The sequence below is a fragment of the Burkholderia ambifaria AMMD genome (assembly GCF_000203915.1).
GTDB classification, from domain to species: domain Bacteria; phylum Pseudomonadota; class Gammaproteobacteria; order Burkholderiales; family Burkholderiaceae; genus Burkholderia; species Burkholderia ambifaria.
In genome coordinates this window covers 1-18,818 of the sequence record NC_008391.1, presented here as the reverse complement: position 1 = coordinate 18,818, position 18,818 = coordinate 1, and the positions used below count along the sequence as shown (strand labels likewise).

20 protein-coding genes and 1 pseudogene are annotated in these 18,818 nt (G+C 67.4%); 14 read left to right on the top strand and 7 right to left on the bottom strand.

Annotated elements, in window-relative coordinates; genetic code table 11:
• Nucleotides 1-64: 64 nt before the first annotated feature.
• The gene (locus BAMB_RS16340; protein ID WP_011658285.1) at nt 65-547 is read right to left on the bottom strand and encodes an RICIN domain-containing protein; all 483 of its coding nucleotides are present in this window, start codon (nt 545-547) and stop codon (nt 65-67) included.
• A 476-nt stretch (nt 548-1,023) separates the two neighbouring features.
• Between BAMB_RS16340 and BAMB_RS36180 the strand changes: the two are divergent.
• Nucleotides 1,024-1,243: pseudogene (locus BAMB_RS36180) on the top strand (tyrosine-type recombinase/integrase); the annotation flags it as partial.
• 144 nt (nt 1,244-1,387) lie between these two features.
• On the opposite strand, the gene BAMB_RS16335 reads toward BAMB_RS36180, so the two are convergent.
• The gene (locus tag BAMB_RS16335) at nt 1,388-2,914 is read right to left on the bottom strand and encodes an AMP nucleosidase (RefSeq protein WP_011658284.1); all 1,527 of its coding nucleotides are present in this window, start codon (nt 2,912-2,914) and stop codon (nt 1,388-1,390) included.
• Between the two features lie 140 nt (nt 2,915-3,054).
• Here BAMB_RS16335 and BAMB_RS16330 point away from each other — a divergent pair, with 140 nt between their 5' ends.
• The 5 genes from BAMB_RS16330 to BAMB_RS16310 all read left to right on the top strand — a co-directional run bounded on the left by BAMB_RS16330 (nt 3,055) and on the right by BAMB_RS16310 (nt 6,572).
• Nucleotides 3,055-3,462 carry a hypothetical protein gene (locus BAMB_RS16330; RefSeq protein ID WP_006753400.1) on the top strand — a complete coding sequence of 136 codons (408 nt, stop codon included), beginning with the start codon at nt 3,055-3,057 and terminating at the stop codon, nt 3,460-3,462.
• 107 nt (nt 3,463-3,569) lie between these two features.
• Entirely contained in the window at nt 3,570-4,568 is a 999-nt protein-coding gene (locus BAMB_RS16325; protein ID WP_011658283.1) for a homoserine kinase, read from the top strand.
• A complete protein-coding gene (locus BAMB_RS16320; RefSeq protein WP_011658282.1) occupies nt 4,559-5,368 on the top strand; it encodes a BPSS1780 family membrane protein in 810 nt (269 codons plus the stop codon). Before BAMB_RS16325 ends, BAMB_RS16320 begins: the two co-directional genes overlap by 10 nt.
• Before the next feature lie 178 nt (nt 5,369-5,546).
• Nucleotides 5,547-5,999 carry a MarR family winged helix-turn-helix transcriptional regulator gene (locus BAMB_RS16315; RefSeq protein WP_011658281.1) on the top strand — a complete coding sequence of 151 codons (453 nt, stop codon included), beginning with the start codon at nt 5,547-5,549 and terminating at the stop codon, nt 5,997-5,999.
• A gap of 153 nt (nt 6,000-6,152) precedes the next feature.
• Complete coding sequence (locus BAMB_RS16310; protein WP_011658280.1) at nt 6,153-6,572, top strand: organic hydroperoxide resistance protein; 420 nt, start codon at nt 6,153-6,155, stop codon at nt 6,570-6,572.
• A 108-nt stretch (nt 6,573-6,680) separates the two neighbouring features.
• On the opposite strand, the gene BAMB_RS33915 is transcribed toward BAMB_RS16310, so the two are convergent.
• Nucleotides 6,681-6,857: a DUF3563 family protein gene (locus tag BAMB_RS33915; protein ID WP_006753395.1), complete on the bottom strand. Its 177-nt coding sequence runs from the start codon at nt 6,855-6,857 to the stop codon at nt 6,681-6,683.
• An 81-nt stretch (nt 6,858-6,938) separates the two neighbouring features.
• Entirely contained in the window at nt 6,939-8,048 is a 1,110-nt protein-coding gene (locus tag BAMB_RS16305) for an extracellular catalytic domain type 1 short-chain-length polyhydroxyalkanoate depolymerase (RefSeq protein WP_011658279.1), read from the bottom strand.
• A gap of 247 nt (nt 8,049-8,295) precedes the next feature.
• On the opposite strand from BAMB_RS16305, the gene BAMB_RS16300 reads away from it, so the two are divergent.
• The 4 genes from BAMB_RS16300 to BAMB_RS16285 all read left to right on the top strand — a co-directional run bounded on the left by BAMB_RS16300 (nt 8,296) and on the right by BAMB_RS16285 (nt 11,454).
• Nucleotides 8,296-8,994 carry a phosphatase PAP2 family protein gene (locus tag BAMB_RS16300; protein ID WP_011658278.1) on the top strand — a complete coding sequence of 233 codons (699 nt, stop codon included), beginning with the start codon at nt 8,296-8,298 and terminating at the stop codon, nt 8,992-8,994.
• Between the two features lie 136 nt (nt 8,995-9,130).
• Nucleotides 9,131-9,928 carry a molybdate ABC transporter substrate-binding protein gene (gene modA / locus BAMB_RS16295; protein WP_011658277.1) on the top strand — a complete coding sequence of 266 codons (798 nt, stop codon included), beginning with the start codon at nt 9,131-9,133 and terminating at the stop codon, nt 9,926-9,928.
• 10 nt (nt 9,929-9,938) lie between these two features.
• Nucleotides 9,939-10,616: a molybdate ABC transporter permease subunit gene (gene modB / locus BAMB_RS16290; protein ID WP_041491617.1), complete on the top strand. Its 678-nt coding sequence runs from the start codon at nt 9,939-9,941 to the stop codon at nt 10,614-10,616.
• Nucleotides 10,617-10,710: 94 nt separating this feature from the next.
• Entirely contained in the window at nt 10,711-11,454 is a 744-nt protein-coding gene (locus tag BAMB_RS16285; protein WP_011658275.1) for an ATP-binding cassette domain-containing protein, read from the top strand.
• A gap of 123 nt (nt 11,455-11,577) precedes the next feature.
• Here BAMB_RS16285 and BAMB_RS16280 read toward each other — a convergent pair whose 3' ends face one another.
• The 3 genes from BAMB_RS16280 to BAMB_RS16270 form a co-directional block, all read right to left on the bottom strand.
• The gene (locus BAMB_RS16280; RefSeq protein WP_011658274.1) at nt 11,578-12,417 is read right to left on the bottom strand and encodes a TOBE domain-containing protein; all 840 of its coding nucleotides are present in this window, start codon (nt 12,415-12,417) and stop codon (nt 11,578-11,580) included.
• A 48-nt stretch (nt 12,418-12,465) separates the two neighbouring features.
• Entirely contained in the window at nt 12,466-14,097 is a 1,632-nt protein-coding gene (locus BAMB_RS16275) for a CHAD domain-containing protein (protein WP_011658273.1), read from the bottom strand.
• 126 nt (nt 14,098-14,223) lie between these two features.
• Nucleotides 14,224-14,607, bottom strand: coding sequence for a tautomerase family protein (locus tag BAMB_RS16270; RefSeq protein ID WP_011658272.1), 384 nt, complete (start codon nt 14,605-14,607; stop codon nt 14,224-14,226).
• A 110-nt stretch (nt 14,608-14,717) separates the two neighbouring features.
• Here BAMB_RS16270 and BAMB_RS16265 point away from each other — a divergent pair, with 110 nt between their 5' ends.
• From BAMB_RS16265 to BAMB_RS16250, 4 genes are all read left to right on the top strand, one after another.
• On the top strand, nt 14,718-15,575 hold the full coding sequence (locus tag BAMB_RS16265; protein WP_041491413.1) for a LysR family transcriptional regulator: 858 nt from the start codon (nt 14,718-14,720) through the stop codon (nt 15,573-15,575).
• Between the two features lie 39 nt (nt 15,576-15,614).
• Nucleotides 15,615-16,538, top strand: a complete 924-nt coding sequence (locus BAMB_RS16260) for a DMT family transporter (RefSeq protein ID WP_011658270.1) — start codon at nt 15,615-15,617, stop codon at nt 16,536-16,538.
• A 67-nt stretch (nt 16,539-16,605) separates the two neighbouring features.
• The gene (locus tag BAMB_RS16255) at nt 16,606-17,385 is read left to right on the top strand and encodes a sensor histidine kinase (protein WP_011658269.1); all 780 of its coding nucleotides are present in this window, start codon (nt 16,606-16,608) and stop codon (nt 17,383-17,385) included.
• A 77-nt stretch (nt 17,386-17,462) separates the two neighbouring features.
• Nucleotides 17,463-18,806 (top strand): hemolysin family protein, encoded by a 1,344-nt coding sequence (locus BAMB_RS16250; protein ID WP_011658268.1) that lies wholly within the window; start codon nt 17,463-17,465, stop codon nt 18,804-18,806.
• Nucleotides 18,807-18,818 lie beyond the last annotated feature (12 nt).

The window sequence follows — 18,818 nt, the reverse complement described above, 5'->3', positions numbered from 1 at the left end:
CCCCTTGATGTGGTGCAACGGCAATTTCGGCCAGAGCGACGACGAACGCGCCAAAATGAAACAATTACGCGTATCGAGGCACTTTGGCGGCTACTGATTCCAATACCCGACGCAGCGTCCATTGCTGCGCTTGTGTCTTGTTAAAGGGAAACGCCCAAATGACGTTGTTGGCTTGCGTACTGTCGTAATGGTCGTCAATCACGAGATTCGGGTTTGCGATCGACGTGATATATCCCGGGCGCATGGTAAGGCTCCACCGCTGAGATATCGCACCGGTGTATTTTCTCAAGACGAGTGGCGTCTCGGCTGCGACCCTTCCATCCTTAAAATCGAGCGCCAGCTTCGGCTCGCCTGGAACTTCGCTGAAGTCCAGGACAAAGCACCCTAGGGCGGGCTTAAAATCCCATACGATTTGCACCAACGGGTCGGTCAAATAGCGGAGCTGTGCCGGTGCGTTTTCGCCTACCAAGCCGGTGGTGGTACTGTCGGTCGGAACACCGATACAGCGGCTTGTGTCCGAAGTGAATTCAATTACCACATCGCTCATGATATTTTCTCCAAGATAGTTACGAAAACAATCAAATCACTCCATCTAAAACACCCCTTAAATGGCAAGCCCATATCGACCTGCGACCCAAAGGTATTGGCGAGTTACCTGCACCGGCACTCAATTGAAAACAAAATTACACCGACAGCCTCTCATACTCAATTACACTCGATTACACATCCATAAAAATCGAGGCAGATCGAATATTCGACGCAGGCGAGTAGGGACTACATGATTTCCGTGCCATCTCATGGATTTGTGATCTTGCCGGTTGTTGTTCTTCGGCAAACACCCATCCCCCATGTTCTGCGGGACGCATATCCGCCACAGTCGTCCGGCGCCGCGGTACGCCGGCTGCGGAACGAGTTGTAGCAAGCCGCCGCACAACCTCCCGCACGTGATCTCCGCCGGCGAAGGGCGATCTTTCAAAACGCTCATTTCCGGGAGACTGCGTGCCTACCGAATACCACCACGGTGCCAGTGGCCGCTTCACCTATATCGGTGCGTACCCGGGATGGAAACGTGCTTGCGAACGCGCACGATCGGCGTACGAGAAAGCCTGCAAAAAGAGGGGAATCACTCCGCACCCGAAATACCTGATCGGCGTGCATTTCCACGATCTGCGGGCGAAGGCGTTGACCGATCTGAAGGGGCAGCGGGGGGACGGCAGCGGCGCAATCACTGGCCGGCTTCACGTAGCGCGACGGCGCGCTACACGAAGTCGCGCGCAGTGGAACGCGTCTGCCTGTCACACTGACGCGTGCAAGTTAGACACAGACGCTCATATTAGACACGAAGGCTCCCCGAACCGGCCGGGGAGCCTTATACAGCAAGGGTTTGTTACTGGAACGCCACTTCCGCAAAACTCCGCAGCTTGCGGCTATGCAGCTTGTCGAGCCCGTTCGTGCGCAGGATCTCCATCGCCTTCACGCCGATCTGCAGATGCTGGTCGACCTGCCCGCGATAGAACGTGTCGGCCATGCCCGGCAGCTTCAGCTCGCCGTGCAGCGGCTTGTCCGACACGCACAGCAGCGTGCCGTACGGCACGCGGAAGCGGAAACCGTTCGCGGCGATCGTCGCGCTTTCCATGTCGAGCGCGATCGCGCGGCTCTGCGACAACCGCTGCACGGGCTCGCGGTGATCGCGCAACTCCCAGTTGCGGTTGTCGACGCTCGCGACCGTCCCCGTGCGCATCACGCGCTTCAGTTCGGCGCCCTCGAGCCGGGTGACCTCGGCCACCCCGCGCTCGAGCGCGAGCTGCACTTCGGCGAGCGCCGGGATCGGCACCCACAGCGGCAGGTCGGCATCCAGCACGTGATCCTCGCGCACGTAACCGTGGGCGAGCACATAATCGCCGAGGCGCTGCGTGTTGCGCAGGCCCGCGCAGTGGCCGAGCATCACCCACGCATGCGGACGCAGCACCGCGATGTGATCGGTGATCGTCTTCGCGTTCGACGGACCGACGCCGATGTTGACCATCGTGATCCCGCTGCCGTCCGCGCGCTTCAGGTGATACGCGGGCATCTGCGGCAGCCGCGGCGGCGCGACGCCCTCGACCGGCTCGCTGCCGAGGTTCGCGTTGTACGTGACGACATCGCCCGGCTCGACGAACGCGCTGTACTGGCTGCGGTACTCGCGCACTTCGGGATCGTCGCTCTCCGTCATCATCGTACGGCCGAGCCTCACGAATTCGTCGATGTAGAACTGGTAGTTCGTGTACAGCACGTAGTTCTGGAAGTGCGTGGGCGACGTGGCCGTGTAGTGACGCAGCCGGTGCAGCGAGAAGTCGACGCGCGCGGCCGTGAACAGCGCGAGCGGATGCGGCTCGCCGTGCTGCGGCTCGAACGTGCCGTTGACGATGCGGTCGTCGAGGTACGACAGGTCGGGCGTATCGAAGATGTCGCGCATCGCGAGCAGGCGGTCGCGGTCGAGTTCGCCTTCGAGATGGATGCCTTCGGGGAACGCGAAGTGAACCGGGATCGGCTGCGACGACACGCCGATCTCGATCTTCACATGGTGGTTCTTCGCCAACAGGCGCAACTGCTCGCGATAGTAATTCGCGAACAGGTCCGGACGCGTGACCGTCGTCTCGAACACGCCCGGGCCCGCGACGAAGCCGTACGAGCGGCGCGAATCGACGTGGGTGTTGACCTCGGTACGAATCCGCACGAACGGATAGCACGCGCGCACGTGCTCGGTGATCGGTTCGTGGCGGCGATAACGCGCGAACGCGTCGCGCAGGAAGCCCGTATTGGTGTCGTAGATGGCCGACAGCCGCGCGACGGCGGCGACGGAATCGTCGAATGCTTCGACAGGCGGGCTCTCGGGCATTAGCATCCGGTGCCGGCGGCTCAAATCGTTCTTCATTTTCGATACCTCATCTGATCGAACGACATTACCACGGAACCCGGTCACGCTCATGGCCGCCTGCTTGCAAGTCGCTTGCACATGAGGGCCGGGCCGCGCCCAGTATTTGCTAAAATCGGTGGGTTCACTGGAGACTCATCATGAAGCCGCTCATTCTCGTCGCCGCTGCTGCCGCATTTGCTGGCATGTTTGCCGCCGTCGGCACCGCTTACGCCGCAGGCAGCACGCCGGACGCCGACGCGCAGGCGCGGGCCGAGGCCAACGAAGCCGCCGGCCTGCCCGATCTCCGCAAGATCAACCGGCCCGGCGCCGAAGTCACGTCGAAAGTCGACTTCGCCGACATTCGCCGCACGCCGAGCTTCCATGAAAAGAGCAGGAACGGCACCGAGGTCACCGAGTATCGCGATCGCGGCAAGCCGGTCGAGATCAACGTGAAGTCGAACTTCGGCACGCGCTACCAGATGAGCTCGACGCCCGACACGTCGCCGAAGCCGCATGACGCGGGCGTCCCGATCACGCGCCTGCCGTCGGTGAACCTGCGCTACTGATTTCCCGCCGCGCCGCGTCGGTCGCCACGCGGCGCACCGGCGCTCCCTTCACCTCCTGTCGCGCCGCACGCCGCGCGCGTGCCGACAACTGACCTGACGCATCTCGCATGGCCGTTTTCACCGCTGTTTCCGACTCCGATCTCGCGCAATGGATGCGCCACTACGAACTGGGCGACGTGCTGGCGTTCCGCGGCATTCCGTCCGGTATCGAAAACAGCAACTTCTTCCTGACGACGACGCGCGGCGAGTACGTCCTGACGATCTTCGAAAAGCTGACGGCCGAACAGCTGCCGTTCTACCTCGACCTGATGCGCCATCTGGCGAGCCACGGCGTGCCGGTGCCGGATCCGATCCCGCGCGACGACGGCGCGCTGTTCGGTCTGCTGCACGGCAAGCCGGCCGCGATCGTCACGAAGCTCGACGGCGCCGCCGAACTCGCGCCGGGGATCGAACACTGTATCGAGGTCGGACAGATGCTCGCGCGCCTGCACCTGGCGGGGCGCGACTATGCGCGCTACCAGCCGAACCTGCGCAGCCTGCCGTGGTGGCGGGAAAACGTCCCGGCGATCGTTCCGTTCGTTTCCGACGCGCAACGCACGCTGCTCGAGGGCGAACTCGCGCACCAGGCCGCGTTCTTCGCGTCCGACGACTATGCGGCGCTGCCGAGCGGCCCATGCCACTGCGACCTGTTCCGCGACAACGTGCTGTTCGCGCACGCGGCGCCCGGCACCGGTCATGACGTACGGCTCGGCGGCTTCTTCGATTTCTATTTCGCGGGCTGCGACAAATGGCTGTTCGACGTCGCGGTGACCGTCAACGACTGGTGCGTCGACCTCGCGACGGGCGTGCTCGACGTCGCGCGCGCGGACGCGCTGCTGCGTGCGTACCAGACGGTCCGGCCGTTCACGGCCCCGGAGCGCCGCCACTGGAGCGACATGCTGCGCGCGGGCGCGTACCGCTTCTGGGTGTCGCGCCTGTACGACTTCTACCTGCCGCGCGCGGCCGAAATGCTCAAACCGCACGACCCCGGTCATTTCGAACGCATCCTGCGTGAGCGTATCGCCAACACGCCCGCGCTTCCCGAGACCCATACCGCATGCAACTGATCGAAGTACCCGCGAAAGCGGGCTATGTCTGGTTCCGTCAAGGCATCTGGCTGTTCCGCCGGAACCCCCTCGCGTTCATCACGCTGTTTTTCACGTACCTGCTGGCCATCACGCTGGTGTCGATGGTGCCGGTGATCGGCGCGGCGCTGCCGCTGCTGTTCATCCCCGGCATCGCCGTCGGCTTCATGGCCGCGTGCCGCGACACGGTCGCCGGCAAGCCGGTGATGCCGACGATCCTCATCGACGGCTTCCGCTCGTATGGCTCCGCGACGACGCAGCGGCTGCTCGTCCTCGGCCTGGTCTATGTCGCGCTGATGGTGGCGGTGTTCGCCGCGTCGTCCATCGTGGACGGCGGCGGCCTGCTCCACATGATGCTGGGCGCGACGAACGACACGAGTCCGACGCCGGAAGCGCTTGCCGCGCAGGGCACGGTCGGCGCGCTGCTGCTCGCGACGCTGCTCTACGCGCCCGTCGCGATGCTGTTCTGGTTCGCGCCGGTGCTCACCGCGTGGCACGACATCCCGCCCGCCAAGGCGCTGTTCTTCAGCGTCGTCAGCTGCTGGCGCAATCGCGGCGCATTCGTCGTATACGGGCTGCTGTGGTTCGGCGTCGCGCTCGGCTCGTCGTTCGGCCTGTCGCTGCTGCTGCAGGCGCTCGGCGCCGGCGCCTATGTGCTGACGATCATGATGCCGGTGACGATCATCATCGTCACGATGATGTACTGCTCGTTCTACGCGACCTATCGCGGCTGCTTCGGCGTGCAGGAACCGGGCGCCCCGACGCCCACGACCGGCCGCTGATGCCAACCCGGCCGGCGCACGCAGCCGGCCGCCCATCCCTTCCCGGCCAGCCCGCCCCCGGTTTCACGGGTTCCGGCTGCAACCCGGTCCCTACGCGTTGCCCCTGTTCAATCGAATCTTTTGCGCGCAAAATAATTTGCGTACAAATCGTTAGCGCGTTCGCCGCGCCGCCCGAATCATGGACCGCCTCCCCCCCCTGCCCCAGACGCTCGACGACCAACTCTGCTTCGCGCTCTACTCGACTTCGCATGCGATGACGAAGGCGTACAAGCCATTGCTCGACAAGCTGTCGCTGACCTATCCCCAATATCTGGCCATGCTCGTGCTGTGGGAACGGGACGACATCGCGGTGAAGGACATCGCCGCCCGCCTCGACCTCGACCCGGCCACCGTCACGCCGCTGCTGAAGCGGCTCGAGGCGCTCGGCTACGTCGAGCGCGTGCGCAGCGCGACGGACGAGCGCGTCGTGAACGTGCGCGTGACCGCGGAAGGCCGCGCGCTGAAGGTCAAGGCGCGCTCGGTGCCCGGCGATCTCTTTTGCGCGATGCAGCAAACCCCCGAGTTTCTGGTCAGGCTGCGCGCGGATCTCCAGCAGCTGCGCGACGCGCTGGCGGCCGCCAACGAAGGCTGACGAGCCGACCGGTCGCGAACCGGCCCGGTGCGTCAGCCTTTTCTTCAAAATTTCATTTGCACACAAATCATTTGTGTTCTATATTTATCTCGTGGCCGGCGACATCCCAGTTCGACCGGACCGCTTTCCCCCTTTTCCGACAGGAGCTGCACGATGAACATTCTGTACAAGACCAGCGCCACGAGCACGGGCGGCCGCGACGGCCGCGCGGTTTCCGCCGACAACAAGCTGGAAGTGAAGCTGGCCGCGCCGCGTGAACTCGGCGGCACGGGTGCGGAAGGCACGAACCCGGAGCAGCTGTTTGCCGCAGGTTACTCGGCCTGTTTCCTGAGCGCGATGAAATTCGTCGCCGGCCAGAACAAGCAGACGCTGCCGGCCGACACGCAAGTCACCGCGGAAGTGGGCATCGGCCCGAACGACGCGGGCGGCTTCGGGCTCGACATCGAATTGCGCGTGTCGCTGCCGGGGCTCGACAAGGCCGACGCGCAGGCGCTGGTCGACAAGGCGCACCACGTGTGCCCGTACTCGAACGCGACCCGCAACAACGTGCCGGTGCGCCTGACGGTGGTCTAACGCGACACGCGGCGCCGAATGCAAAAAGGGCGTGTGCGGCTACTTGCCGCACACGCCCTTTTGCGTGATACGCCGGACCGGCTGACGAGCCAGCCCGCGCTCCGCTGCTTAACGCGAGCCGAACGAGAACGGACGGTTCATCGCCGCTTCGCGATCGATCTTGCGCATGCGGAATTCGAGGTCATAGATGTCGGTGGCTTCGGACAGGTACGCGTCGGCGCGCTCTTTTGCGGCCTTTTCAGCGTTCTTGGTCAGCATCAGGAAGAGGTGGCTCAGCAGGTACATGATCGATCTCGCAATCCAAGGGTTCTTTGACTAGGGTTTTCCCGAATTATAGGGAAAACCCTAGCCCTTGGCTAGCATCGATCAGACGGTGCGTCGTTCGGTCGCCACAGTGCGACGATTCTGTTCGAAAAAGGACCAGATCATCGCGCTCGCATCGGGGCCAACCGCCGCATGAAACGGTACGGCTTCGTCGCCGCCGGCCCACGCATGATCGAGCCCCTTGACGTGGCAAAGCCGCACGACCGGCTCCCCGTCGCGGCGCACGTCGGTGATGTGCGCGCCCGCCTCGCGCGTCTCCACGCGATCGCCGCCGCGCAGTGCGCCGCGGCTATCCGCGAGCCCGTTCAGGCGCATGAACTGCACCGTGAGCTGGTCCGCATTCTTCGGCGCGACGACATGGTCGGCGTCACCCTGCACGATCAGCGCGGGCATGCCCGGATACGCACTGGCGTCGATCAGCGCATCGAGCACGGCCGCCGGGTTCTCCCGCAGCCCGCGCCGCATCACGTCCATCGCACTGATGCCGGAATTCGCCTCGCCGAGGGCGGGGCCCGAGTGCAGCGCGACCGCCGCGAAGTGATCCGGATGGTGCAGTGCGAGCAGCGCCGCCAGCCCCGCGCCGGCCGACAACCCCGCGACGTAGACGCGCGATGCGTCGAAACCGTGCTCGTCAACCAACGCATCAATCAGCGACGCGACCGTATCCGCTTCGCCACGACCCGCGCGATCGGTATCCTCATACCAGTGCCAGCAGCCGTGCGCGTGCGCACGCTGCGACTGCTCCGGATACAGCACGGCGAAGCCGTGCTTGTCGGCCAGCAGGTTCATTCGCGTGCCCTGCGCAAACTCGTCGACCGATTGCTGGCAACCGTGCAGCATCACGACGAGCGGCATCGCGCCGCGCCGCCGGCCGGGCGGGACATAAAGCCCGTATGCGAGCTGCTGGACGAGGCGGCCGAGCGCGGGCGCCATTGGATGCTCGCCACGCGTCCACTCGCCTGCCGCCCATGCAGCCGCGCGCGGCCGCACGCGCGACTCGCGCGGCGGGGACAGATCGGTAGCGGCGCTCGAGGCCGCGGCCTCGAGCGTATCGCGCGCGATCCGCTGTGCATCGCGCGCCCCACGTTTGGCAGCCGGGGACAGCATGCGTTTCACGCCCCCCAGCCATACCTTCGTCAGACTTTTGGTCATCAATCGGGCTCGCAGTCAGGAAAAATAGGGTCACGATACTTGATGCATCGTTCGACTTTGTGCAATGCACCATAACATTGTTTCTGGGATTTTTCCTGCGCGCAGATAGTTCCCGGCGGCGCAAAAAACGGGCCTCGACCGGCCGCGGCGCTATACTGGGGTTTAACCGCTTGTATCCGTTGTAGTCGTTCCGCCCGGCTCGCGCGTTGATTTAAGCATTTGTCCCGCCTCTGCCCGTTCCTTCCCGATGTTCGACCTGCCGTCTCACCTGTGGATCACGATCACCGCGTTCGGTGGCGCTGGCCTGACCTTGCCGCTCGCGATCACGATCGCCGTATGGCTCGCGCTCGGCTACTCGTGGCAGCGCGCCGCCGCGTGGCTCGGCGTGCTCGCGGCGGCGATCGGGGTCGTCGCGCTCACCAAGATCGCGTTCCTCGGCTGGGGCATCGGGATCCGCGCGTGGGACTTCACCGGATTCAGCGGCCACGCGATGCTATCCACGTCGGTCTATCCCGTCGCGATGTTCCTCGCGCTGATCCGCACGCGCGCGCCGGTGCGGATCGCCGGCATCGCGCTCGGGCTCGCGGCCGGCATCGCGGTCGGCGTGTCGCGTGTCGCGCTCGCCGCGCATTCGCCGTCCGAATCGATCACCGGCTGCATCATCGGCGCGATCGCCGCACTCGTGTTCATCGCCGGCTCCTGGCAGGCGGTGCCGCACCGCTGGTCGGTGCCGGCGGTCGTCGCGAGCCTGGCGCTCGTCACGATCGCGCTGCATGGCATCACGGTGCCGTCGCACCAGTGGGTCACCAAGGTCGCGCTGGAGCTGTCGGGGCACGAGCGGCCGTTCGTCCGCGCCCGCTGGAAAGCCAATCCGAACTACCGGCCGGCATCGCAGCCGTCGTCGCTGCACCGCACGGGGTTGTCGCTGCCGTCGCTGCACGCGTGACGGGCCGCGCGCACGTCATTCCCGCCGCGTTTCACGTCTGAAGGTTCCATGCGTCCCGGCGCATGAACGGTATGTCGAGCGTTATAACCTCCCCTATATTACGATTACGGTTTCCAACCATTCGAACGACCCGACCATGCGCTCAACCGTCCGCCCGCTTCGCCGCACCCTGCTGCGCCTGTTGCCGCTCGCCACGCTTGCCGCGGGCATCGCGTTCAGCGCGCCGGCTTGCGCTGCCGACGAGCTGGTCGTGTCGGCGGCCGCGAGCCTGACGAACGCATTCAAGGCAGTCGGCGATGCGTACCACAAGCAGCACCCGGAGACCAAGGTGCTGTTCAACTTCGGCGCGTCGGACGTGCTGATGCAGCAGATCGCCAAGGGCGCGCCGGCGGACGTGTTCGCGTCGGCCGACCAGAAGGCGATGGATCGCGCCGTCACCGAAAAGGTCATCGTGCCCGGCACGCGCCGCGATTTCGCGGCGAATTCGCTCGTGCTGATCGTGCCGGCGGACAGCCATGCGGCCGCGCCGACGTCGCTGAACGACCTGACAGTGCCGGGCGTGAGGCGTATCGCGTACGGCGATCCGGCATCGGTGCCGGTCGGCCGCTATACCGAAAGCGCGCTGCGCGCGGCAGGCGTGTGGGACGCCGTCAGCGCCAAGGGCGTGCTGGCCGCGAACGTGCGCCAGAGCCTCGATTACGTCGCGCGCGGTGAAGTCGACGCGGGCTTCGTGTTCGGCACCGACGCGGCGATCATGCCGGGCCGCGTGAAGATCGCGCTGACCGTGCCGACGCAGACGGCCATCACCTATCCGATCGCGGTGGTCAAGGACAGCCGCCATGTCGCGCAGGCGCAGTCGTTCATCGACTTCGTCGCGTCGCCGCAGGGCCAGGCCGTGCTGTCGACATTCGGCTTCAAGCCCGCGGGCAAGTGAGCACGGCATGATGCAGGACGCGTGGGTACCGCTGCTGTTGTCGCTGAAGGTCGCCGGTTGGGCGACCGCGCTCGACGTCGTGCTCGGCGTCGCCGCCGCCTTCGCGCTCGCGCGCTGGCGCTCGCCGATGCGCGACGTGGTCGATTCGCTGCTGACGCTGCCGCTCGTCCTGCCGCCGACGGTGCTCGGCTATTACCTGCTCGTGCTGCTCGGCCGGCGCGGCGTGTTCGGTGCGTGGCTCGACAAGCTCGGCATCGAACTCGTCTTCACGTGGCAGGGCGCGGTGATCGCGTCGATGGTGGTCGCGTTTCCGCTGATCCTGAAATCGGCGCGCACCGCGTTCGAAAGCGTCGATCCGCATCTCGAACGCGCGGCCCGCACGCTCGGGCTCGGCGAAGCCGCGGTGTTCTTCCGCGTGACGCTGCCGCTCGCCACGCGCGGCATCCTGGCCGGCGCGCTGCTCGCCTTCGCGCGCGCGCTCGGCGAATTCGGCGCGACGCTGATGATCGCCGGCAACCTGCCCGGGCGCACGCAGACGCTATCGGTCGCGATCTATGCGGCGGTGCAGGCCGGCGACGACAGCACGGCCAACTTCCTCGTGCTGGTGACGTCGATCACCTGCGTGCTCGTGCTGCTCGCGACCGGCTGGCTCGTGCCGTCGCGCGCCGGGCGGAGCCAGCCGACATGACGCGCCGATCGCATCCTTACTGCTTCGCGGCGACACGCGTGCCCGTTGTGCGCGCGGTTGGCGGCGCGAGCGGCGCGGCACGACGGAGGCCCGCATGAGCGTCGCCGTCGATATCCGCAAGACCTACGCGAGCGCCGAGCGCCGCTTTACGCTCGACGTGTCGTTCGCGGCCACCACGCAGCGCGTCGTGCTGTTCGGGCCGTCCGGCGCGGGCAAGAGCATGACGCTGCAGGCGATCGCCGGCCTGCTGTCGCCCGACGAAGGCACGATCACGCTGAACGGCGAACCGCTGTTCGATTCCGCGCGCGGCATCGACGTGCCGACCCGCGCGCGCCGCGTCGCGTATCTGTTCCAGGACTATGCGCTGTTCCCGCACCTGAACGTACGCCAGAACATCGCGTTCGGGCTCACGCCCGGCCTGCGCAACCCGCGTGCGAAGACGACGCCGCCCGAAGTCGCGTACTGGCTGCAGGCGTTCGAGCTCGACGCGCTCGCCGGCCAGTTTCCGTCGCAGTTGTCGGGCGGACAGAAGCAGCGCGTCGCGCTGGCCCGCGCGCTGGTCGCGCAGCCGCACGTGCTGCTGCTCGACGAACCGTTCGCGGCAATCGACGGCGCGATGCGCCAGCGCATGCGCCACGAGCTCGCCGAACTGCAGGCGCGCCTCGATATCCCGATGGTGCTCATCTCGCACGATCCCGACGACGTCGCCGCGTTCGGCGACCAGGTCGTGCAATTGAGCGAAGGGCGCGTGCTGGCCGCAACGCCGCACGCCGAGTGGCCGACGCGCGTCGTCGGCGCGCACGACGGCCGTGGCCCGGGCGGCCACGCGGGGGCCTGAGGGAAGCCGCACGGCGGCATAAGTTGAAACAACGGGATCGAAAGCGGCGCCTCGTGCAAGTCGCGCGGCGCCGGTTTCGCGTCGTCCACCCACGGTCGTCGAATGCGAAAACCGCGCGCGCGATCAGCCCGTCACCGCGAGAATCACGCTCGATGCCTTGAACAGCGCGATCGCGCGTCGGCCGACGTCGAGTTGCAACGCTCCGACGCTGTCGTTCGTGATGACGGCCGTCAGCGTCCCGCCGCCGTCGAGCGCCAGCGTCACCTCGCTGTTCACCGCGCCCGCCGCGACGGTTTCGACCGTCCCGTGCAACTGGTTGCGCGCGGACACCTTCAACGTGGCTTCGGCTTCATCGGCGACCGCCAGCACGACCCACGACGCCTTCACGAGCGCGCACGCATCCGCGCCCGGCTCGAGGCCGAGCGCGTCGGCGCTTTCGTGCGTGAGCACCGCGACGATCACCTGCCCGCCGGGCAGCACGAGCGTCACTTCGTCGTTCACCGTGCCGCGCACGATCGTCTCGACCTTGCCGAACAGCTGGTTGCGCGCGCTCGTCTTCATGCCGATCCGGCCGATCAGTGCCCAGTCGACGTCGAAGCCGGACACCGCCGCGCTCGCCGCGTCGATGAAGCGGCGATGCTCGCGCTCGATCGTGCGGAACGCGGTGATCAGCGACGTCGCGCGCGGCGTCAGCGTCGTGCCGCCGCCGCCCTTGCCGCCCGTCGAACGCGTGACGAGCGGCTCGCCGGCCAGGTTGTTCATCGTATCGATCGCATCCCACGCGGCCTTGTAGCTGAGGCCGACGGCCTTCGCCGCGCGCGTGATCGAGCCGGTGTCGCCGATCGCCGCGAGCAGCGCGATGCGGGTCGCGCCGCCGAGCGTCTGCGGGCCGGCGCGCAGCCAGAGTTCGCCGCCGAGTCCGAGCGGTCCGGCGGCGGAGGAAGGAGGCGGTGCGTCGCTCATGGGTAGGTCTGCAAAAAACGGGGAGCCATTATAGGGAGCGGCCGCCGCTCACCGCGGCTTGCCGTCGAGTCGCGGCGGGCGCAGGCTCGCGAGCAGCGCCTCGGCGTCGCGCGCCGCGCGTTGCTCGAGCGCGGCACCATAGCCGCGCACGAAACCGAGCTGATACGCGGGTGCCGCCAGTTGTTCGAGATGATGCTGCGCGACCATCGTGTCGTTCGCTTCGCCGAGCACGCTCTGCACGCGCGCGAGCGTCTTGACCGTTTCGTTGCGCGTGCGGCGCGACGCGAGCGACGCGAAGAATTCGAGCGCATAGCGCAGCCGCTTCGTGTCGATCCGCACCTGGTGCCGCGCGGCCGTATCGAGCGACGTGAGCGACGGCGATGCATACAGATGACCGAACAGCCGCCGCACGCGCTTGGTCGCGTGTCGTCGCAGCGACGGCGCGTCGTCGTCGCTGGCGGCCGGCGGCAGCGCGAGCGTGCTCAGCCATTCGAGCCAGCCGAGCGTCAGCCGCGCATAGCGTGCCGAATGCAGCGCCTGGCGCAGTTCGATGCGCGCCGCCGTCGCCTGCGCACGCGCGGCGTCGAGCGTGCCGTTCCAGTCGGCGCTGCCGCCATCGGCCGCGATCAGCGCGGGCAGGCTTTCGGTCGAAAACACGTCCCAGTCGCGCACCGTGCCGAGGAGCGACGCGAGCCAGCGCAGGTCGACACCGAAGGTTTCCTGCCACTGATCGTCCGCGAAGCGCGGAAAGAAGCGCATCAGCGTGCGCAGCCGGCGCAGCGCGACGCGCATCTGGTGCACGAATTCGGGATCGTCGCGATCGAGCACGCCGCCCTCGTTGCCGAGCCATTGCGCGGCGATGTCGCCGGACAGCGCGAACAGCGCGGTTCGCTGCGTGCGGATGCCGGTCAGGTCGACGAGTTTCGCCTTGACCGGCCCGGTGACGCCCGGCTCGCCCGCACATGCGCGATCGATCACGCTGGTCAGCTGCACGAACGCGGGCCATGCGCCGCTGAGCTCGCGCGCGGCGGCGAACAGCGCGCGCAGCGCGGCCGTGCGGGCGGGGACGGTTTCCCAGTCGGGCGCCGCCAGGCGCAACTCGACGTGGCGCCTCGGCAGGTCGGCGCCGCCGTGCAGCGTGAGGTCGTCGAGCGTCATCTCGACCACCACGCCGCTGTCGTCCGCCCATCGCCCGCGCCTCCGCTCGGCGACGAGCCGCAACGGCGCCGGCCCGGACGAGGCGGCGACGGCCGCTTCGTCAACCGGGCCGGGCGTCATAGCCTCGCCCGTGGCCTGCGCCGATTGCGCATCGGCGGGCGGCGCCGGCGCGGACAGCGGCGTGGCCACGGCAATGCCGGCATGCTCGGCGTCGAACCGCTCGCGCGCCATGACGCCGGGCGCAAATGCCTTCGTGCGGGATGCGACGACACGCCGCCCCTGCGCGTTCGACTCGATCCACGTCCACCAGCACTCGCCGGGGCTCGGCTCGGCCTCCTCGACCTGACACGGCTCGATCGTCACGCGCTCGTGGCCGCGCCGCATCCGCACCTGCGGACAAATGCGCCAAGCACGGACGAGTTCGGCGCCGAAATCGCGCGGCTCGCCACGTGCCCGGCTTCCCGACTTGACTTGCCAGGCATCCAGCGACAGCCACAACACGATTTCCAGCACACGCGACATGGAGGCTCCCGCACATGAAGAAGCGCCGGCTCATCCTGCGTGCCGGCGTCGTCCGTGAATCGGCTTCCATAGTACACGGCGCGAAAACGCGCGGGCGACGATCCGGCCTGGCCGCCCTGTCGCGCATCAAACGGCGTATTGCGCGATCCCGTTGCCGAACGACCAGTCCTCCTTCAGCACTTCCACGAGACTGATGAACACGTCCTGCTGCCGCACGCCGGGCTGCCGCGCGAGGTTCTCGGTGATGGTCCGGTACAGCGCCCGTTTCTGCTCGAGCGTGCGCGTGTTGTTCGCGGTGATCTGGATCATCACGAGATCGTCGCTGCGTTCGATGTCGAAATAGTGGCGGCCGAACACGAAGTTCTCGGCCGAGTGCTCGGTCACGACCATGAAGATGTCGTCCTCGGGCACGTTGAACGTGTGCATCAGCGCGCGATGCACGCCGTCGACGAGCGCCGCGCGGTAGGCGGCCGGTTTGCCTTCGCGCACTGCGATTCGGGTGAATGGCATGGTCCTGCTCCTTTCGGTGACGTTGAAAAATCGGGAACGCAACGTCAGGTTAGGCGCGCAGAACTATAATGAACAGTCATCTATTGATATTTCATTCATTTACATCTGAAATGAAAGTCCTCGACCTCGATGCGGTACGCGCGTTCGTGCTGGTCGCCGATCTCGCGAGCTTCACGCGCGCCGCCGACGCGCTCGGCACCACGCAGTCGGCCGTCAGCCTGAAGCTGAAGCGGCTCGAAGCGCACCTCGGCAAGCCGCTGCTCGCGCGCACGCCGCGCGTCGTCAAGCTGACGGCGGACGGCGAAAACTTCCTGCCGGCCGCCCGCGCGCTGCTCGACGCGCACGACCATGCGCTCGGCGCGATTTCGGCCGGCGTGCACCGGCTGTCGCTCGGCGTCAGCGAGCACGTCGCGGTGCCCGACCTGCCGGCCGTGCTGACGAGCCTGCACCGGCAGGATCCCGGGCTGTCGCTGGAAATGCATCTGGGGACGTCGTCGAACCTGCTCGCGCAATACGACGAACGCCGGCTCGACGCGGCGATCGTGCGGCACGAGCCGGGCGAGGACCCGCCGCGCGACGACGGCACGCTGCTGTTCACCGAACCGCTCGCCTGGCTTGCCGCGCCCGACTGGGCGCCGCGTGCGGGCGAGCCGCTGCCGCTCGCGGTGCTGGCCGGGCCGTGCGGCGTGCGAGCCGCCGCGCTGCGCGCGCTGGAGCACGCGGGGCGGCCGTGGCGCGAGCGCTTCACGGGCGGCGGCGTCGCGGCGGTCGCGGCCGCCGCCGCGGCCGGGCTCGCGGTCTGCCCGCTGGCCCGGCGCGTCGCGCCGCGCACGCTGGTGGACGTCGGCGCGAAATTCGGCTTGCCGCCGCTGCCGCACTCGCAGGTTGTGCTGTATTCGCGCGTGCGCGACACCCGCGCGGCCGCCGCCTTGCGGAGGTTTGCCGACAGTCTTGCAATCTCGGCGTAAACTACGCGCTTCGCTGCCCGCAATCCTCTGACGAATTCGATGAAGCCCGAAGCCCGCAAGCACCTCCGCGCCAACCTGCTGATGCTCGGCGCCGCCGCGATCTGGGGCTCGGCCTTCGTCGCGCAACGGCTGAGCCTCGACGTGATCGGGCCGTTCCTGTTCACGGGGCTGCGCTTTCTGCTCGGCGGCCTGGTGCTGATCCCGCTGCTGACGTTCAACACGGCGTCGCGAGCGCAACTGGCGGCGATTCGCCGCGAACCAGCGCTGCTGGTGCCGGGGCTCGCGCTTGGCGCGCTGCTCGCCGTGTCGATCTCGCTGCAGCAGTTCGGCCTGCAGTACACGCGCATCGCGAACGCGGGCTTCATCAGCTCGCTGTACGTCGTGATCGTGCCGCTGATCGGCGTGTTCGTCCGCCACCGGATCGGCGCCGGCACGTGGTTCGGCGCGCTGCTCGCGGCGATCGGCCTGTATTTCCTCAGCATCGACGAGCATTTCTCGGTGCTCTACGGCGACTGGTTCCAGCTCGCGGGCGCGGTCATCATCGCCGCGCACGTGATGGCCGTCGGCCATTTCGCGAAACGGCACGATCCGCTCGTGCTCGCCTTCCTGCAGTTCGTCACGTGCGGCGCGCTGTGTCTCGCGGCCGGCCTCGTGATCGAGCCGGTCAGCGTCGCGATGCTGCGCAGCGCGCTGCCGACGCTGCTGTACGGCGGGCTGCTGTCGGTGGGCGTCGGCTATACGCTGCAGGTCGTCGCGCAGCGCGATGCGGCGCCCGCGCACGCGGCCGTGATCTTCAGCATGGAAGGCGTGTTCGCGGCGATCGCCGGCTGGGCCGCGCTCGGCGAGACGCTGACGCTGCGCGCGCTGGTCGGCTGCGCGCTGATGCTGGCCGGCCTGCTCGCGTGCCAGTTGCTGCCGAACGGCGACGCCCGGAAAAAGGACGAGGACGCGCTGCCGGCGTGACACGCGCGATCCCTATAATGACGATTCGCGTGTTTTTCATCACAACCGCATCCAACAAACCAGCTCCGTGACGTCCATTCCCGTCGACCCTGCCGCCGACCTGCTGCGCGAACGCGCAGCGCACTATGCCGCCGAGGCCGCGCTGTTCCTGCGCGACCAGGCGCTTTCCACCGCGTCGCACGACCTGCGCAGCCCGCTGAATGCAATGCACAGCTGGGCGTACGTGCTCGAGCGCCAGCTCGCGAGCGCCGACCCGAGCCTGCAGCGCGCGCTCGCGGGCATCCGCACCGGGATCGATCAGCAGGTTGCGCTGATCGACGACGTGCTCGACGCGCCGCGCGCGGAAACGCGCACGCTCGCGATCGCCGCGCAGCCGTTCGCGCTGCGCCCGCTGCTCGACGACACGCTCGCGCTGGTGCGCTTCGCGCTCGCCGACGCGCGGCAGGTGAGCATCGATGCGACGCTGCCCGACGGCGAGCCGTCACTGCGCGCCGATCGCGAACGCCTCGCGCAGGCGCTCTGGACGATGCTGACGACGGCCGTCGAAGCCAGTGCCGCCGGCAACCGCGTGACGTTCGCGTGCACGCGCGACGGCGCGCAGTGCGTCGCGCATGTCACCTGCGGCGTGAGCGCCGCCGCGCTCGCCGATCCGGCGCTGCCGCACGCGTTCGACGCGTTCGCCCGTCGCGAGATGCTGCGCTCGCGCGACGCGAAGCGCGTCGCGTGGGTACTCGCGCTGTGCCAGCGTGTCGCGCTCGCGCACGGCGGCACCTTCACGCACGCTGCGTTCGCCGACGGCGCCGTCGTCACGCTGTCGCTCGCGGTTCCCTGCGAGGCGGCGGGCTAAGCCATTCGGCCGTCCGACACATTACAACTTCCTTTCCGGCCCTATACTGTTGGGCCTGTCATGACTGGAGCGATTCTTTGTTACAGATCTTCGCGCTCATCGGCGCGTTGTTCCTGGTGGCCCTGAACGGGTTTTTCGTCGCAGCCGAATTCGGCCTCGTCAAACTGCGCGCGACGCGCGTCAAGACGCTTGCCCGCAAGCACGGCCTGCGCGGGCGCATCCTCGCTGTCGTGCACGGTCGACTCGACGCGTATCTGTCCGCGTGCCAGCTCGGCATCACGCTCGCGTCGCTCGGCCTCGGCTGGGTCGGCGAGCCGGCGTTCGCGGAACTGATCGGCCCGCTGCTCGACCTGATCGGCGTGGAGTCCGAACGCATCGTGCACCTGATCTCGCTCGTATTCGCGTTCTCGCTGATCTCGTTCCTGCACATCGTGGTCGGCGAGCTCGCGCCGAAATCGATGGCGATCCGCCAGTCGGAGAAGGTCGGCCTGTGGGTCGCGCTGCCGCTCTATGCGTTCTACTGGGCGATGTATCCGGCGATCTGGGTGCTCAACAGCAGCGCGAACGCGGTGCTGAGGCTCGCGGGGCTGTCGGCCGACCACGGCGGCGATGCGCACTATTCGACCGACGAACTGAAGCTGATCCTGCGCGGCCGCCGCAGCGCCGCGGGCAACACGGCGCAGCCGGCGCGCGGCACGTACACCAACGACGAGTGGAACACGCTCGCGCATTCGCTCGATTTCTCGTCGATGACGGTGTCGGACCTGATGCGGCCGGCGCATGAAATGATCGGCCTGCGCCGCGACCTGCCGCTGCCCGACAACATGGAAATCGTCGCGCGGCACCGCTTCAGCCGCTATCCGCTGTTCGAGAATACGTCGCGCGAACAGGTCAGCGGGCTGATCCACCTGAAGGACCTGCTGCTCGCGCGTCATGCGGGCGCGGCGCTGGAGGACCTGTCCGACTACGTGCGCCCGGTGCAGTACGTGAAGCCCGACACGCCGGCGCTGGAGCTGTTCCGCCGCTTCCGCAAGGGCGCGCCGCACTTCGCGCTGGTCGGCAACAAGGGCGAGAAGCCGATCGGTTTCCTGACGCTCGACAACCTGCTCGGCGCGCTGGTCGGCCAGATCCACGACGAGTTCCGCCAGGGCGACGCGGACTGGACGCGCCTCGACGACGGCACGCTGATGGGCAAGGGCAGCCTGCCCGTCGTGTCGCTCGAGCAGGCGCTCGGCATCGACATCGACGAAGGACGCGCGGAATCGGTCGGCGGCCTCGTGATCCAGGCGTTGAGCGATTTGCCGACCGAAGGGCAGCGCGTGTCGTTCGATCGCTTCGACGTCGTCGTGAAGAAGATGAACGGGCCGCGCATCGTGCTGGTGCGCGTCTATCCGAAGACCGCGAAGGAGGCCGACGAATGATGGCCGCCGCTC